Here is a 15,978-nt window from a genome sequence, read left to right as displayed (position 1 = left end):
TGCCCAGTTTTTGGGGGGTGGCCCCCTGGAGGCCGTCGGCTGCAATTCCGGCACCGATGCCTTGGTGTTGGCTTTGCAGGCTTTGGGCATCCAGGCGGGGGATGAGGTGCTCACCAGTGCCTTTAGTTTTTTTGCCTCGGCTGCCGCCATCAGCCGGGTGGGGGCGCGTCCGGTGTTTGTGGATGTGGATCCGTGCACCTTTAACCTGGATCCGCAGCTGCTGGAAAGGAGCATCTCCCCCCGCACCAAGGCGGTGGTGGTGGTGCATTTGTTTGGGCAGGCGGCCAACATGACCCAGATTCTGGCTATTGCCCGGCGGCACGGCTTGGCGGTGGTGGAAGATTGTGCCCAGGCGGTGGGGGCCTGCTGGGGGGGCAGGCCGGTGGGCACTTGGGGGGAGGTGGGCTGCTTCAGCTTTTTTCCCAGCAAGAATCTGGGTGCGGCTGGGGATGGGGGGGCGGTGGTGACGCGGGATGGGCAACTGGCCAAGCGGGTGCGGGCTCTCAGGGAGCATGGGCAGACCCGTCCGTACCACCACGAGTATCTGGGTCTCAACAGTCGTTTGGATGCGCTGCAGGCGGTGATTCTCTCGGTGAAGTTGCCTTATCTGCGGGAGTGGAACTGGCGGCGGCAGGGGATTGCGGAGTGTTACCACCGCTTGCTGCAAGGGATCCCGGGCTTGATGTTGCCCCAGGTGGGGGTGGGGGGGAACTCGGTGTGGCACCAGTACACGGTGCGGGTGGTGGGTTCTGAGGCGACGGATGGGCGGCGGCGGGACGATTTGCAGCAGGGTCTGAAGGAGCGGGGCATTGGCAGTCGGGTTTACTATCCTCTGCCGTTGCCGCTGCAGCCGGTGTACCGAGGGCTGGGCTACAGGCGGGGGGATCTGCCCAATGCCGAGCTATGTGCGGCTCAGGTGTTGTCTTTGCCGTGTTTTCCTGAGTTGACCACCTGTCAACAAGAGCGGGTGGCTGCGGCCATTGCTGAAATCCTCTCAGAAAAAACCTGCCCGTAGCACTGGTTATGGTGATTTCAAATTACACTGAAGCAGCTTGTAGATTCCAGACCTCTTTCTCCTTTGGAGAGGGGCCGGGGATGAAGGAGTGATGAGGGGACTGCGGTGTTGTGGAAACTAAGCCGAAAACTAGTTCCATTACTGCTTCAACGGACGGGAAGCCTGGGGATCTTCTCCTCAGAGCAGAAATCAGGGCGCCAGGTTCGTTTTCTGCGCCGCTTCCGCTTCACCCGTATTGGGGGGCGGTTTGTCGGGATCGCCCTGTTGGTAAGTATTGCTGCTTTCAACACCGGCAACAATCCCCTGTATTTGTTGCTGGGAATGCTGCTCAGCCTTATTCTCATCAGTGGCACCCTCTCTGATCTCACCCTCAAAGATCTGGAGGTCAGCCGGCAGTTGCCTAGCCGCATTTTCGCCGGCCAGCCTGTCTTGGTGGGTCTCACGCTGGTCAATCGCAAACGGCGCCTGCCCAGCTTCTCGTTGCAGGTGAGCGAACGCATTGAGGGGCTGAGGCGGGAAGATTGGCCTTCCAGCTATGTTTTGCGGGTGGATCCCGGTGCCAAGGTGGACACTTTTTACCAGCAGACTTTTTCAAGGCGGGGAGCCTGGCAGTTGCAGGGTTTTGAAGTTGCCACCAGCTTTCCATTTGAACTCTTCCGCAAGGCGGTGGAAATTAGGGATCCCCAAACGGTGATCGTGTTTCCGCGGCCTGCCTCGGTTCAAGGATTGGTGCTGTGGGATCAGCTCAGCAGCGGCAACCAATTGCGCCCCCAACCCGGTCGAGAGGGAGACTACCTGAGCTTACGGCCCTACCGCCCCCAGGACGATGTGCGCTCTGTCCATTGGAAGATCTCGGCCAAACGGGATCAACTAATCGTGCGGGAGTTGGAGCGTCCACGATCCCAAGCCATCACCCTCTGTTTTGAAAATCGCTGGCAGCCCCAGAAAGAGAGGCCCGAGATCCATCGAGACAAGTTGGAGCGAGCTGTAGAGCGCTGTGCCGGGATCCTCTTCTACTTGATGCGAGAAGGTTACCCGGTAGCACTCGTTACGTTACAAGAGCGGACTCCTTTTGGGTCAGACCTGGCCCATCAAGATCACCTGCTGACCGTGTTGGCACGACTTACTTTTGTCGGGGATCCCCAGCTCAGCCCTCCACTGGAAAGAGAACCTGATCCCTCTGTCAAGTTTGACCTCACCCCTCAAGATCGCTGTGTGCTGCTGGCCCATCCCGACCAGGATGGAAAATCTGCCCCGGCCCATCTCATCCACACGGGATCGCTGTTGCAATTTATCCCAATTGAGTGAGCTTCAGGCCCATTTTGATAGCAGGATCCATCGGGGATTGTTTAGAAAGCTGGGGGCGCAGATCCTTGCAAAGCTTTAGGTTGAACTGCTGAAGAAGTGGTGGTTCACTGCTCCAACTTTTGTCGCAATTCTGGAATGGCCCGCCGCATTTGTCGATAGCCCTCCTGAATAATCGGATCTGCTTGATGAAAATCGAAGATCCCATACTGGCTCAGCTTGGGTTGTAAGAGCAAATCCGGCGGATGTTCGGCTAAAACACTGCAGGTAACGATTTGCTCCATCACGTTCAACGTCTTGCCAATAACGTCGAAAATATTGGGACCAGAGGGCTCATCTGGAAACCATTGGCTAATTTTTTCTTGGATCCCTTGTTGTAGGGATTGATAGCGTTTGCGAATGCGGGTGATGAAGTTGGCTTCTTCTTCGATCACTTCTCCTTCAGCATTCAAGCGCTGTCGCCGTTGAAGGGTTTCTTCCACCTCTGTTTCTTCCAGTTGCGACTCCACATCCGCGGGATCCACATGGTTGAGATTGACCGCAACAACAACATCGGCCCCCATCTCTCGCACCACCCGCACTGGCACCGGGTTGACAATGCCCCCATCTCCGAGATAGCGCCCTTCGTGGTGAAAGGGAGTGAAAATTCCTGGGATAGAGATGCTGGCCCGCACGGCATCTGCCATTTTGCCCGAACGCAACAGCACCTCCTGGCCTGTGATCAAGTCGGTAGCCACACAGCAAAAGGGGATCCCGGCCTCTTCAATACACAGCTCTTGCAAATGTTCTGTCAGCAGCTCATAAATTTTGTTGCCATCCAGCAGGCCACAGGTGGGAAAGACCACATCAAACAAAGACAGGATCATCTTCCAGTTAAGATCTCGCACAAAGTCTTCCAGCTCATCCAGTTCTCCCGCTGCATAAATGGCTCCCACAAAAGCGCCAATGCTCGTCCCAGCAATGTAGTCAACGGAGATCCCAGCCCGCTCTAGAGCTCGAATCACACCAATATGAGCCCATCCCCTCGCTCCGCCGCTGCCCAGTGCTAATCCCAGTTTTTTGCCCATGATTGCTCCCTCAAAAAGAAGCCCAAAAGACTTCAGGAATCTTAAACTTTGCTCTCTCTAAAATCAATTAGGTACCTGCCCTTTCCCGCAGATCGGAAGGCAGATAACTGCGTTCCCCTAAGATTTCCAGAAGGGGGCCATAGCGGTCGAACTTGACCACGCTGACCGAGGCGGCCAAAACCTCAATGCGATCCCGGTAGCGACCCAGGTCGATGCCCAGCAGGCTGCAGAGAATAACCCGAATGGTGGCTTTGTGGGAGACGATCAAGACGTTGCCATGGGTCCATCTTTCCTGGATCTCGGCCACAACCGGCATGGCCCGATTGGCAATTTGCACGGCGGTTTCGCCCCCCGGAGGGGCGTTCCAGGCCGGCTCGGTCATCCAGCGCCAATAGGCTTCTGGGTAGGCTTCTTGCGCCTCAGCGTGGGTTTTGCCCTCCCACTCGCCGTAGTGAATTTCTCTTAGGCCCTCTCGAATCTGCATCTCCAAGCCAACTTTCTCGGCCAGGGGGCTCAAGGTAGCCAAGGCACGCCGCATCGGGCTGACGTAGAGGGCCTGCCAAGGGATCCCGGCATAGGCTGCGGCAAAGGCTTCTGCCATTTGTTTGCCTTCGGGGGTGAGGTCGGGATCCAGAGCGCCGCAAAAGCCGCCGGAACGGCTGTAGGGGGTTTCGCCGTGTCTGAGGAGGTAAAGTTTCAGGCTCATGGGAGATGTGCGGATGGGTGGTGAACTTCGCCACTCTAGCTCTCCTTATCCCCCTTCGGGGCGGTGGTTGGTGGTGGGGATGTAAATGCGGCTACCTGCCCACTGCAACTTTTCCCGCAGAGTGCGAAAGTAGGAGAGCTCTTTTTCCAGGATCATCAGCTTGGCCGGTGTAGGTGCTTGCTGAATGTGAACCCACTGGCCGGGATTCACCGACTGGGCCAACACGCCATCTGTCCACAGGCGGGTTAACCCTTCGGGATCCGCAAGGGGCCAAATGTCCACCCTGGCTGTGCCGCTGATGACAATAGGACGGCTAGACAAACTCAGGGGACAAATAGGGGTGATGATGATGGCGTCGAGGGTGGGCTCGAGGATGGGGCCATTGGCTGCCAGAGTGTAAGAGGTGGATCCCGTCGGTGTAGCCACCAGCACCCCATCTCCGTGGTACTGATCCAAAATCTCTCCGTTTACCTCGATCTCCATGATCGCGGCAGGCAGCCGTTCTCGGTTGATTGGCTTCAGGCAGATCTCATTGAGGGCATAGTAGACTTCGCTGGCCGGACGGCCTTGCGACTTTCCCTCTCCACGGGCGGCCAAGGGATCCCCTTGCCCCAACTGCGGTTGTTCCCAAATCTGGGCTTGCAACATCATGCGGGCTTGCAAGAAAAAATCCCCTGCCTGAATGCGATCCCAGGGATCCTGCTGCAACACCCGCTCCGACTGGGCCAAAAACCCCAGCCTACCCCCCGCTTTGATCGGCAAAATCGGGATCCCATGGGGAGCCAGGTATCGTGCCGCCGCCAACACCGAGCCATCTCCCCCCAGCACCACTGCCAGATCGATGGGATCCGAGGTGGCCTCCAAAAAGACTGGGTAGGGGTTGTGGTGCAAGCCAGTGGGAGCTGTCAACACCGTAACACCGCGCCGGCGCAACTGCTCCGCACACCTCTGGCAGGCGGCTTTGCTCTCCCGATCCCCCTCTTTGTAGGCAATCACCACCAAGCCCAAGTCCATGGCTGACCTCATCAAGGGATCCCTGTCGATTGTCCCCTTCTTCAGGCTGGGGATTGCTCAGGATAATCCAGACTATCCCCCCCAAAGTTAACCAGAAAATGTTCTCTTGGACGGTGAAACCGATCACCGCAGCTCTCCCTTGAGCGTCACTGCCCCCGCCAGAGCTTTCTTCTACAACTTTTAAGTAACAGTTAAGTAAATGTAAACTACCCGACCCTGACTGCTTCGCAGCACAGGGCGGGCTTTCGGTAGCCCTGCAGTTGGCAAGCCAACCACGAGCCTCTAGGCTGGTTTACGGCAGCCCCCAAAAGCGCAATCACATTCGCACCATTCAAATCCGCATCCCCTTCCCATCCACAGTGTCCACACTTAAACTTCTTTCCACTGCGGTAGGATTGCGCAGGGTCGGGATGAATGTGCAAACACCGGTGGCAGGTCTGCGACGTGTAGGCAGGCGGCACCAGAATCAAAGCAACCCCTGCACGCAGAGCCTTGTACTCCAAAAATTGACGGAGTTGATAGAACGCCCAACTGTTGGCCCTGCGCCGTTCGGCTTTGCTGCGCGGCTGTTGATTGACTCTTTCCCGGATCCCTGTCAGGTCTTCCAGAGCAATAGCGCTGTTTGTAGTCTTTGCCCTAGAGACAATAGCTTTGGAGATGCGATGATTGACCCACGCCTGAAAGCGCCTCTCCTTGCCAGACAGCCGTTGCAACAGTTGACGGCATCTGCGCCGCGAACTGCGTGTGCCCTTACTGGCTTTGCGTTGAAGTACCGCCCTCAACCGGGAGTAGTGGTCTCGGACTTTGTTCAACTGCTGTCCATTCCAGTTATCCCCTTCCGATGTATGAGCAATATCCGTCCTTCCCAAGTCCACCCCCAGCACTCTACCCGTGCGTTGCGGTGGGGATGGCTCCGCTTCCACACAGATCTGAATAGAGTAGGAGCCGTCTTTACGCTTGACCAGAGTGGCAGATTTGGGATTGGAGCCCGCCAACTGTTCTCTCTGGTAGCGGCCAATCGCCAGCTCAAAGCGCTCCCGACCCTCCACCGTGGTCAGCGACACCGTCCAGTCTTTCTCGCGGAACGAAAAGATACGAGCGTCGTAGGTAGCGAAGCCCCCTTTGAACGCTTTGACGGGGCGGTTTTTCTGTTGTGCAACTTTACGGGCGCCGGCCAGCCGTCTGCAGACCTGCTGAGCCAAGTTACTGGATAAGCCGAACCGGGCGCGGATTTCGCGGTAGCACAGAGACTGAAGCTTAACGGCGTTGACTACTTTTTCTGGTGTGTTTTGGTTGACCCAGTTCAACGCCTGCACAAAGGCATCCATTGTCGCATCCAACTTTGCAGCTTGCGACTGGGACACCTTGAGCTTGCAGGAGACGGTCAGGACTTGGGTCATGGTTCTATCATAACTTCCGCATTCCTCCCGACCCTCGTCCTACGGACAGAGGGCGGGGCTCCTGCGATTTCTAGCTGAGAAGTCACCTTGAAGAATCAACCGAAAACCCCGCCATTTCCAACAGATGGCCCCAATCCGGATCCCTGAGTTCAGCCACCGGCGTAGGCTGGTGCAGACCTCAGCAATTCGGTTTATGGTATGGACATTCCCCCTGCAATTCCTCTTCTCCAAGCTGCAAACCCATGACCGCAGATCTCACCAACCGCATTTTGGGCAACCGCTACCAGCTGATTCAAGAAATTGGTAGCGGTGGTATGGGATCCGTCTTCCGCGCCTTAGACTTACACAACAACGGCCAAGAGGTAGCTGTCAAGATCTTATATGCCCCCATGCTGCTGAGCCGGGGCGACTTCCAGACAGACTTGCGCCGTCGCTTTGCCGAAGAGATCCGCGTTAGCACCCTTCTGGGGCAGCATCCTCGCATCGTCAAGGTTTTGGATCACGGCCAAGAGGGGGAGCAGGCCTACTTGGTGATGGAGTACCTCAAGGGGCAGGATCTGGGCAAGCTGATCCGAGAAAAAGGGGCTTTGCCGGTTCGACAAGCCGTTCGACTAGCCTTGCAGGCCTGTGAGGGGCTGCACTTTGCCCACACGTTTCAGGCCAAGGTAGAGGGTCGCGAGATTCGAGGCGTTATCCATCGCGACATCAAACCCAGCAACCTCTTCATCGAGCAAGTTTTTCAAAACGGCAAGCTCATCCCCCAACTGAAAATCCTCGACTTTGGCGTGGCCAAAACCCTGGCGGATCACACCCTCAGCCTGGGCACCCAAAAAGGGGGAGGATTTATCGGCACAGCTCGCTACGCCTCTCCCGAACAGATACGGGGCAAAGCCTTGGATGCCCGCTCGGATATCTACTCCTTTGGGGTAGTGCTCTACGAGATGCTGACGGGATCTATGCCCTTTCAATTGGAAACCGACTCCCTGCACAGCTGGATCCACGCCCATTGCTACGAAAGCCCAATCGAGATCAACCCGAAGGCAGCCCCCCAGCCGATCCCACCCCCCTTGGCAGCGGTGGTGATGGATTGCCTGAAAAAAAACCCAGACGAACGACCACAAACGATGCGGGAGCTAGGGGAACGACTGCTGCAAGCCTATGACCTGACGGCAACCACCCAACTCTCTAGTGGCCAAGCCAGCACGGTAATCATCCCCACCGGCAGTGCCAAGCCTCAACAGGATGCTCCACCCTCTTCTGAGTCCAAGCCACCGATCCAAGCCACCCGCAATACAGGATCGGCTTCTGGAGCCTTTGAAGATATCCGCGATGAGGATCTGGATCTCATCGAAGATGAGCCGGTCTCTCCCCCCTCCCCAGGTGCAGGGATCCCCTATTACATCACCGAGCGGGAACCCTCCTCAGCAGAAGCTCCGCCGGAAACACCGGATCCCTCTCCCCAAAGTGGGGGCGAAACTCCCAAAACGCCCTCCACAGTGATCCCAGCCAGCAACGCTCTCCCGACCGTTCAGGATCCCCCTGTCGCTCGCCCTGCCACGCCGGCACGAACCGATACTCCCCGCACTCGCCCTCTGCGGCAAGCTGCCCCCCAAACGGTTCTGCAACCTTCCGACAGCAACCTGAAGTGGGTTTTGGCCGGGGGATCCCTAGGCGTTATGGCTTTGCTGGCCGCCTTTTTGCTGTGGCCACACCCAACGATCCGCGATAGCCGGGAAGAACCGGATCCGATCCCTACCGCTGAAGTAACCCCAACACCTACACTCGAACCTGCTCCCACTCCAACGCCGACACCCACCCCGACTCCAGCACCAACACCCACTCCGGTGCCAACGCCCACCCCGACGCCGACGCCGACGCCCACCCCGACTCCAGCGCCAACACCCACTCCGACACCGACGCCCACCCCGACTCCAGCACCAACACCCACTCCGAGACCGACACCCACCCCGACTCCAGCACCAACACCCACTCCGAGACCGACACCCACCCCGACTCCAGCACCAACACCCACTCCGACACCGACGCTTACCCCTATCCCTCGATTCACCCCGCTTGTCCCTCGTACTCCTACCCCCACCCCGACTCCATCCCCCACTCCCACTGCCACACCTGCCCCAGCAACGCCAACACCTGCGGCAGAGCTGGCCCTCAGCGGCGAGTGGCTTTACGAGGGAGGATCTTTTATCTGGCAGGGATCCCTGTGCAAGGTCAATGTTGCGGCTGGCGTCCAGGAAACCGTCTCCATTCGTCAGGAGGGCAACCAGATCAGCGTTTCCTCCCCCAGCTTTTCTGAGCGCAGCGGCCAGCTCATCGGCAACCAAATTTCTGTTAGCGGCAGGATAGGGGGTAGCGGTACCCCAACCGTTGCTTGGAGTGGCACGGTCAGCCCTGACGGGCGCGTGATTCGCGGCAGAGCCACCTGTGGCAGCGCTGACTTTGCCATCAAGCTCACCCGCCAGAGCTAGAGGCCGACACCCCCCCCTCGGTCTCCGCCGCCGCCGTCTTCCCTATCGTCTTTCTGTTGCCGTTGAGGCGGTGGAGGAGGAGCAGCAAAGCTTTCGCTCACAACTTCGATGGTGTAAGGGCCTCGCCCAGGGCTGCCCGGCCCAGCGGCTGGAGAGGCATTTTGCGCCCAGTAGCTTTCCACCCGGAGCAAGTAGCAGCGGTTTTGCCGCACGGGGATGGTTAGCTGAGAGGTGGTAAAGTTGCCAGGGGCAGCATCATCATTTACAAAAACGTCAGGATCCAATCTCCGGTTGCTGTCATAGCTGCCGATGACCAATAGCGGGTCGAAAACCGGGCTGGTCAGCCGGATTGTAACCCCGGTAACGTTGGCTGCAGAGGGAAAGTAAAGAAACGCATCTGAATAGAAGGTAAACGTGCCGGGAGGGGGTGGGAATTCCCGGGCATTTTGAATATTGCCCCTCTCATCAAAATAATACTCCAAAAGGCTATTCGGCCCCAAGGTTCCACTGCGCCTATCCCCCTGTCGGCGCAGACCAATCGATGCAAAAAGGCCTGGACTGAAGGCTTGTTCGCAGACGTTCACCAGAGGCGGTATTGTACTCCCTCCACTTCCTCCACAGCCTGCCAAAACCGCAGCTGAGGCCAAAAGGCCCAAGAACAGCCTCTGCAGGGATCCCTGCGGAGCTCTAGAAGCATTCGATGCTGGTCCTAGCATAAGCACTCCTCCGGACACCGGATGTCAATGTTCCTCTAGATTACGATGCTCTGAGCAATTCTCAGCAAAATGCAGATCACTGACAGGATTTTCCCACGTTTAGGCTTGCACCGGCCTGGGGGGGCTGTTCCGCTGTTGACCTCGAGAAGGGAGCTTCAAGGGCGTAGTGGGGCCGTTGAGCCAATTTTGTCCTCAGGAAGGGATCCAGAGCAAAACCCTTTTTCGCGGTGGGCTAATCACGACCAGCGTCGGGCTTCTTGGTGAGGGTGAGAAAGAAATGAGCTAGGGCTGCCACACATTCTCGATCTTCAAAGAGTAGGTCGCGTCGCTGCCGAACCTCCTCAGCCATGTGGTAGCGAAACTCAGAATCGGATCCCAGTTTTACGGCCAAATCCTCATAGCTTTTCAGATCCGAGGCAATTAAGCTGTCCAGCTCCATTCTTTTGAGAATGGCATAGGTATGCCGCCCCCGCATCAGCTTTCCAGGGCAAGTGATCACAGGCAATCCGACCGCAACGGCCTCTAAGGTGGTGATCCCACCTGACCAGCCATAGGAATCTAACATAAGATCGGCACAGCGGTTGAGATCCAAGTAGTCTTGATAATCCAATCCGGGCAGGATCAGGCAGTGGTCTTCTACATTGAGGCCATACAAAGAAAAAGCCCGGGTGAGCCGTTCCCGAAATTGTCGGGCAATAGCAGCATTGGGTAGAGCCAAAAAAACAAATTGAGCGTTGGGCACTCGCTGAGCAATAGCGGCAAAAAGATAGTCATATTGGGGCAGATATTTACCCAAGTATTGACAAGCTAGGTAAACCACTGCGTTTCTGCGCAGGCCGAAATCCTCTCGATAGCGCTTTTGCTGAGGCAAAATCGGCTTTTCGAAGCAAGTGCCCAAATGAGGTAAACGAATCAGGGTTTCACTATAATGTTCTTGAGCATCCTCTGGCTCCATTAAATCGCTGGAGAGGAAATAGTCAATCGTAGAAAGTCCAGAAGTTATAGGATGAGCCCAAGTGGAGCACTGTATCGGTGCCAGTCGCAGGGAAGCCAGTTGCAGAATGAGAGGTGAAAGACCAATCTCCAAATACACCAAAATATCTAGCTGATCCTGCAGGATTTGTCGGGCTGCATCCTCAAGTCCGGTGGGAATGTGTCGAAACACATCGGCATATTGACGATACCGGTCTGTCATGAAATCGGTTCTGGGATCCAAGTGATAGGCGAAGACTTGAAACTTTCGCTCCGAGTTAGCCTGTCCATCAATCCAATTAGCATTTAGGTACTTAACCCAACCCAGAGATAAGCGGCTGTAAGAGCAAGCTCGCATGGAAGCTGAGGCAAACCCAACTCGGATGGGATCCTCTGGCTGGGATTGGTGAGGAAGATATCTCCACTGGGAATAGCAAGCGTTGACTATACGTTGAAAAAACTGGGCATATTTTTTCTGTAAATCCAGGTCGTTGTAGCCTTGGTACTGTAGGTAGTGATTGGTTCCCAGTCCTGATGCCCACAGCGCTGTGCGACGTTGCTCCTCCGTTTCTAGGGGAGTTTCCTCAATAAGACAATCCAGATGCTCGATAAAGCGAGCACGAAAGGAGTTGAGTTCTTCCTCACTCTGATAGACTGCCGGCAAGTAGAGATGATAAAACCAACGAGCCTGTTCTAACTGGGGATCCAAAGCCAATGCTTTCTCCAGGTGATCCAAGGCAACAGCGTGTTCTCCTTGATCTCGGTAGGCGATAGCCAGATTCAGATGCACCTCTTCCAAAGGGATCCCTGCTGCTCGATCCGAGTTTACCAACAGGGAATTGAGCAGGGGGATCGCCTCTTCGCAGCGACGTAAGTTAACGAGGATCTTGCCAGCTTGAAAGGCGGAAAGAGTGGCATCGGGATTGAGGTTTAAGCTCTGCTGGTAGCAGGATAAGGCTTTCTCCCATTGGCCCGAAGACTCGTAGACCACGCCTAAGTTGTGATGATAAAGAGCTACGCAAGGATTTAACTCAATAGCCTCGGCAATTAGCGCAGCTGCCCATTCTAAATCCCCCTTGGTCTGGGCCACCGTTCCCAGCAGGTGCAAAGCGTCGGCTTGCTCAGGAAAATCCGCCAAGATTTCGGAGTAAATGGCTTCTGCTTGTCGCAAATCTCCTGCTTGCTGAGCTCGGATCCCGGCCAGAAGTTTGTTTGTAAGTATCCAGTCTGACATCTACTACAAGATGGCTAGAAATTCTCCTGACTTGTCTGCTCAGTATAGTTTTTTCCAGTTATAGTCAGTTCAGTTGGGGATAAGATGACTTTACAGGCAAGATAACATGCAGGTAGACCTAAAGAGGAAGCTTAGATCTGAGAGAGAGTCGTATTTGTTCCGCTCCGTGGCTCATTTTTTTACTTTGTTCAGCTACTTTACCTAAACGTAAGCTCTGCTCAGGTAACAGAGACAGCCGTAGTTACCTTGAGAAATCTCCCCCTGCCAGAGGAGATGAGAGGGATCCAACATCTGGTCAATCTGCTTGCGGTCTTGCTCAGAAGTAAACTCCACGTAAATCACCTTGATGTCTTTGAGCTGCTCTTGCAAGCTGGTCAACACCTCCACCTCATCTCCACCTGTAGCCACCCTGAGCACATCGATGGGCTCCAAACCCAACTCCTTGAGGGCTGCCCTGGCTTCCCGGAAAGGGAGCAGCTGCTCCACTCCCCACTCGGCCTGAGGATCCTCCGGCCAGAGGCGACGGGTTCTGCAACTATCCTGCCCCGCCAGCCCCACCGAATGCACAAAGCAGTTGCCCAAGCTGAGAATATTCTGCCGCAGCAGGTGTAGAGCTAGGGGATCCACCTCGAAACAGTGAATAGCCGCCTCAGGGTGAAGAGTTCTGAAACAAGCGCTGGCCACGCCCACCCCCGCTCTCACATCCACGACAACCTTGACATCAGAAAGAACAGAAACAGCAGGCTGATAGACTCGACTAAGTCTGGCCACCGTTCCTTCGTACTCGACGCCTTCGTACCCCCCCAGCCGAGCTGACGGAACGGAGCTGCGGCCTTGGACTAAGTAAATGAGAAAATTTTCTGTTATGTTTCCCGCATTGGCAAAGAGGAGCTGGGTGTCTTCTCCCAGGATGAAAGCAAAGCTGGTTCTCAAAGGCCGCCCCAGCCGCTGCAAGTCTCCCACCGTGCACACCACCGCATCAAAGCTGGGCCAACTGCTCGGCTCCCCCCTCACCTCATGAACTCGCTCGGGCACTCCAACCTGCTGCAGCAGGGCACACGGATCCCCAAACCCCTCTTCCACGTACAGCTCCAGCCGCGGCAAGTCCAGCAAGTCCGCGGCTATCACCCCAGGACAGCCTCGGCCAACAAATACCCTCAGTCGCTCCTGCACGCGATGCAGCTCTTGAATGGGCTCGTAGATTCCTAGTCGTGTGTCTATCCAGGCAGAGCTGGCCGTGCTGACAAAGTAGCGCACATCAGAGCGGGGCGAGTAACGAAAGGGCTCCGGCAGCTCTCCCCCAAACACCCAGTCCAGCAGGTTCTGAATGCGGTGGCGGGGATGCCAGTGTTGGTCGAAAGTGTGATAAGCGCGGCGGGCAATTTGAATGGCCTCCTGGGGATGGTCTAGGTAGTAGCGGATTTTCTCCAGGAGTTGGGCTTCGGAGTTGTAGGCGTCGCAGTAGGTGCCGGGCGCCAAAAGTTCGTCCAATCCTGAGGCGAAGGAGAGCTGGTCAGTAAGCAGAAAGCCCCCCGCGGAAATCACTTCCAAGTTCCTTAAGTTCAGATCCCCATTTTGGCTGCAGTTAAAGGAAATCAGAGAATGGGCAAACCATTTGGCTGCCTCTTGGCGGTTGGCTGTTTTGATGAGGATGGGCAAATCTGCATTCTTTATGGCTTGAACCAGCCGGCAACGCCTGGGATGGCGGGATCCCTGTTGGCCGATAAAGACCACTTGATTTTCTCTATCTTCCACCCAATCGTGGGTAACAGTGCGCATGGAGATAAGAGGCAACCAGGCAAGATTCTCAGCGCCTGCTGCGGCAAACCAGTGCAAATGCTGGAAGTTATAGGCAGTAGCGACGTAATCAAAGCCTTCAGTAGCCCAGTAGGCCAAGAGATGGTTGATGGGAAACTCCCAGTGGTGGGTGTCTCCAGCCAGTAAAACAGTTGGACAGCCAAACTTTTTGGTATTAAGAGGATTGCTGTAGTCGAAGCTCGAAGTCCAAACAACAACTAGGTCAAACTCCTTATTTGTAATTTGCTCAGACTGCTGCACAAAGTCATAGAGGTCATAGTCTTCCTCTGGGCACTCCACCAATTCCTTAGAGAGATTGACAAAGTTTAGTCCAAAGCCCTTGGCTTTCCTCTTGGGGCAAAGACTGACCTGCCGATCTGAAAGCTGCGGGGGCGGGATATAGTCTGGCGGAGTTGGCCAATTGAGGAGAATTCGCGGAGCATTGGCCTTGATGTCTTGCATTTCTCGACTCCCCAAGTTGAGCGGCAGGTTCTTCTAGCTCCTACAGGCTACTAGGATTGGACACAACAACAAGGGATCTCTGTTGCCCTGGAAAACGATAAGCCGAGCATAGGTTATAAGCGACCCCATGGATCCCTGTCTGCAAGAGCCGAATCCAGTTTACCTGCCTGGATGGCCCCTACCCAAGACGAGCTCTCCTACGACAATGGCATACCCATGGAAAGCTGGCGGCACACGTGCCAGATGGACTTGCTCATCTCCACCACCCATGCCGAGCGAGGTTTTGAGGCTGTACCCAGCGAAGTGGGAGGGTAGGAGGCCACCTGGATTCTGTGGGCCACTGCCGCTGGGGAACTGATGCCTGCCAAGGCTGAACTGGAGCAGCAAAGGGCTGAGCGCCTGGCCTAAAAGTTGTGAGAACTGGGGGTGGATCCGGGTACATTAAGCTAGAGCAGACGTCAGGGATCCCTCCCCATGGATTGCCAAGACCTTGCTCAGGATCTTCTCCTAGAACTGGAGCAAGCTCAGAGTCTCACCCAGCTCTTAGATTGGGCTTTAGCCTGCCTTCCTAGCCAGCAAATCTTCTGCCAGATTGGCTGGGAAGAGTCCGCAGCTGTTTTGCAGGCAATGCTTCGCTATCCTGAAAAGTTAGCAGTGATTCTACGGAATCCCCTACAGAGCTCATCCGAAAAGTCAATCAGCACAGAAGATATCCAAACCCAAATTTCTCAGTTGGGATTAGAAGAACGGGTTCTACTCCTAGAAGGCCCCATTCCTGCCCTTTTGGCAGATCTCGGTCAATGTTTCCCAGAGACCCAGATTGGCGTTTGTTTCTGGACTGAACTCACGGACTACCGTACCTGTCTGCTTCAGTCTTTGCTACTGCGGGATTACTTGGCCGACTCAGCCCTATACTTGGTCAACCATTGCCGCTACGGAGCCATAGCCCAAGCCAACCTAGATTTGATGGGGGTGGATCCCAGTTTTCACCTGCAGAAGATTTTGCCCAATCTAGGCCAAGGGATCCATCTCCTCACTTGGGATCCCCAGCACAAAGGGTTAACCGAGCAGGATCTCGCTCACATCCAAGCAATTGGCCCTGGATCACTGCTGGCAGCTAACCCGGTATTCCTGACTTTTACCCAGCCGGATCCCTCAGAACCCAACCGGTTTTACCCCTGTAAATACATCAAGCTGGATAACTTCCTGCCTCAAGAGCTCAACCAAGCCATTCTCCAACATGCCATTACCCACCAAGACAAGTTTATCCCTTCCAAGAGCTACAGCAAGAGCAACACCGAGGCAGAGTCACTAAAATTTCGCCGCTCCCTGAGGCTGGACTTCGCTTACTTTCAGGAGCATGGATCCCTGCTGCGAGAAAAAATTGCGGCTGTTGCTCCCCAGATTTTTGCTGAGCTAGGCATTGAGAACTTTGACATTCAAATCTTTGAGATGGAGATGATTGCCAGCCATGATGGCTGCTTCTTTACCGCCCACACCGATAACTCCTACCCACAAACTGCCTTCCGCCAGGTGAGCTGCGTATATTACTTCCACAAAGAGCCAAAGCCTTATCGAGGAGGTGAGCTGCGCATCTACGATACCCAAAGGCAAAAACCTCATCCACCAATCCTGCACGGGGCATACGATGAGGTAACCCCTACAAATAACAGCATCGTCTTCTTCTCCAGCAGTTGCCTACATGAAATCCTGCCGGTATTTAGCCCTAGCCAAGCCTTTGCCGATAGCCGCTTCACTATCAATACTTGGCTAGGAGCCAAGCAATTCACCTAAAGGCTTGCAG

12 protein-coding genes are annotated in these 15,978 nt (G+C 55.5%); 5 read left to right on the top strand and 7 right to left on the bottom strand.

What is annotated here, in order from left to right; all coding sequences use genetic code 11:
* Window positions 1-1,015 (top strand): DegT/DnrJ/EryC1/StrS family aminotransferase (locus ACVW0B_RS10950; protein ID WP_457491674.1); only part of this gene is annotated, 1,015 nt, incomplete at its 5' end.
* A 264-nt stretch (window positions 1,016-1,279) separates the two neighbouring features.
* Window positions 1,280-2,323 carry a DUF58 domain-containing protein gene (locus ACVW0B_RS10945; protein WP_457491673.1) on the top strand — a complete coding sequence of 348 codons (1,044 nt, stop codon included), beginning with the start codon at window positions 1,280-1,282 and terminating at the stop codon, window positions 2,321-2,323.
* Between the two features lie 104 nt (window positions 2,324-2,427).
* Here ACVW0B_RS10945 and ACVW0B_RS10940 read toward each other — a convergent pair whose 3' ends face one another.
* The 4 genes from ACVW0B_RS10940 to ACVW0B_RS10925 form a co-directional block, all read right to left on the bottom strand.
* On the bottom strand, window positions 2,428-3,387 hold the full coding sequence (locus ACVW0B_RS10940) for a patatin-like phospholipase family protein (protein WP_457491672.1): 960 nt from the start codon (window positions 3,385-3,387) through the stop codon (window positions 2,428-2,430).
* Window positions 3,388-3,454: 67 nt separating this feature from the next.
* Complete coding sequence (locus ACVW0B_RS10935) at window positions 3,455-4,093, bottom strand: histidine phosphatase family protein (RefSeq protein ID WP_457491671.1); 639 nt, start codon at window positions 4,091-4,093, stop codon at window positions 3,455-3,457.
* Between the two features lie 45 nt (window positions 4,094-4,138).
* Window positions 4,139-5,107 carry an NAD(+) kinase gene (locus ACVW0B_RS10930; RefSeq protein WP_457474482.1) on the bottom strand — a complete coding sequence of 323 codons (969 nt, stop codon included), beginning with the start codon at window positions 5,105-5,107 and terminating at the stop codon, window positions 4,139-4,141.
* A gap of 206 nt (window positions 5,108-5,313) precedes the next feature.
* Window positions 5,314-6,507 carry an RNA-guided endonuclease InsQ/TnpB family protein gene (locus tag ACVW0B_RS10925; RefSeq protein ID WP_457491670.1) on the bottom strand — a complete coding sequence of 398 codons (1,194 nt, stop codon included), beginning with the start codon at window positions 6,505-6,507 and terminating at the stop codon, window positions 5,314-5,316.
* A gap of 242 nt (window positions 6,508-6,749) precedes the next feature.
* On the opposite strand from ACVW0B_RS10925, the gene ACVW0B_RS10920 reads away from it, so the two are divergent.
* A complete protein-coding gene (locus ACVW0B_RS10920) occupies window positions 6,750-8,993 on the top strand; it encodes a serine/threonine protein kinase (RefSeq protein WP_457491669.1) in 2,244 nt (747 codons plus the stop codon).
* Here the strand turns inward: ACVW0B_RS10920 and ACVW0B_RS10915 are convergent.
* From ACVW0B_RS10915 to ACVW0B_RS10905, 3 genes are all read right to left on the bottom strand, one after another.
* A complete protein-coding gene (locus ACVW0B_RS10915; protein WP_457491668.1) occupies window positions 8,990-9,709 on the bottom strand; it encodes a hypothetical protein in 720 nt (239 codons plus the stop codon). The two genes, ACVW0B_RS10920 and ACVW0B_RS10915, sit on opposite strands and share 4 nt — an antisense overlap.
* Before the next feature lie 232 nt (window positions 9,710-9,941).
* Window positions 9,942-11,915, bottom strand: a complete 1,974-nt coding sequence (locus tag ACVW0B_RS10910; protein WP_457491667.1) for an O-linked N-acetylglucosamine transferase, SPINDLY family protein — start codon at window positions 11,913-11,915, stop codon at window positions 9,942-9,944.
* A 201-nt stretch (window positions 11,916-12,116) separates the two neighbouring features.
* Window positions 12,117-14,174: a glycosyltransferase family protein gene (locus ACVW0B_RS10905; protein WP_457491666.1), complete on the bottom strand. Its 2,058-nt coding sequence runs from the start codon at window positions 14,172-14,174 to the stop codon at window positions 12,117-12,119.
* Window positions 14,175-14,345: 171 nt separating this feature from the next.
* On the opposite strand from ACVW0B_RS10905, the gene ACVW0B_RS10900 reads away from it, so the two are divergent.
* A complete protein-coding gene (locus tag ACVW0B_RS10900; protein ID WP_011432125.1) occupies window positions 14,346-14,489 on the top strand; it encodes a hypothetical protein in 144 nt (47 codons plus the stop codon).
* A 579-nt stretch (window positions 14,490-15,068) separates the two neighbouring features.
* Window positions 15,069-15,968, top strand: a complete 900-nt coding sequence (locus ACVW0B_RS10895) for a 2OG-Fe(II) oxygenase (RefSeq protein WP_457491665.1) — start codon at window positions 15,069-15,071, stop codon at window positions 15,966-15,968.
* The last annotated feature ends 10 nt before the right edge of the window (window positions 15,969-15,978 follow it).

This window comes from Thermostichus sp. MS-CIW-23, from assembly GCF_054059455.1.
This window is presented reverse-complemented; position numbering and strand designations above follow the sequence as displayed.

Coding starts and splice junctions, on each gene's coding strand:
- ACVW0B_RS10940 (WP_457491672.1), bottom strand. CDS start 3,387: ATGGGCAAAAAACTGGGATTAGCACTGGGCAGCGGCGGAGCGAGGGGA.
- ACVW0B_RS10935 (WP_457491671.1), bottom strand. CDS start 4,093: ATGAGCCTGAAACTTTACCTCCTCAGACACGGCGAAACCCCCTACAGC.
- ACVW0B_RS10930 (WP_457474482.1), bottom strand. CDS start 5,107: ATGGACTTGGGCTTGGTGGTGATTGCCTACAAAGAGGGGGATCGGGAG.
- ACVW0B_RS10925 (WP_457491670.1), bottom strand. CDS start 6,507: ATGACCCAAGTCCTGACCGTCTCCTGCAAGCTCAAGGTGTCCCAGTCG.
- ACVW0B_RS10920 (WP_457491669.1), top strand. CDS start 6,750: ATGACCGCAGATCTCACCAACCGCATTTTGGGCAACCGCTACCAGCTG.
- ACVW0B_RS10915 (WP_457491668.1), bottom strand. CDS start 9,709: ATGCTAGGACCAGCATCGAATGCTTCTAGAGCTCCGCAGGGATCCCTG.
- ACVW0B_RS10910 (WP_457491667.1), bottom strand. CDS start 11,915: ATGTCAGACTGGATACTTACAAACAAACTTCTGGCCGGGATCCGAGCT.
- ACVW0B_RS10905 (WP_457491666.1), bottom strand. CDS start 14,174: ATGCAAGACATCAAGGCCAATGCTCCGCGAATTCTCCTCAATTGGCCA.
- ACVW0B_RS10900 (WP_011432125.1), top strand. CDS start 14,346: ATGGCCCCTACCCAAGACGAGCTCTCCTACGACAATGGCATACCCATG.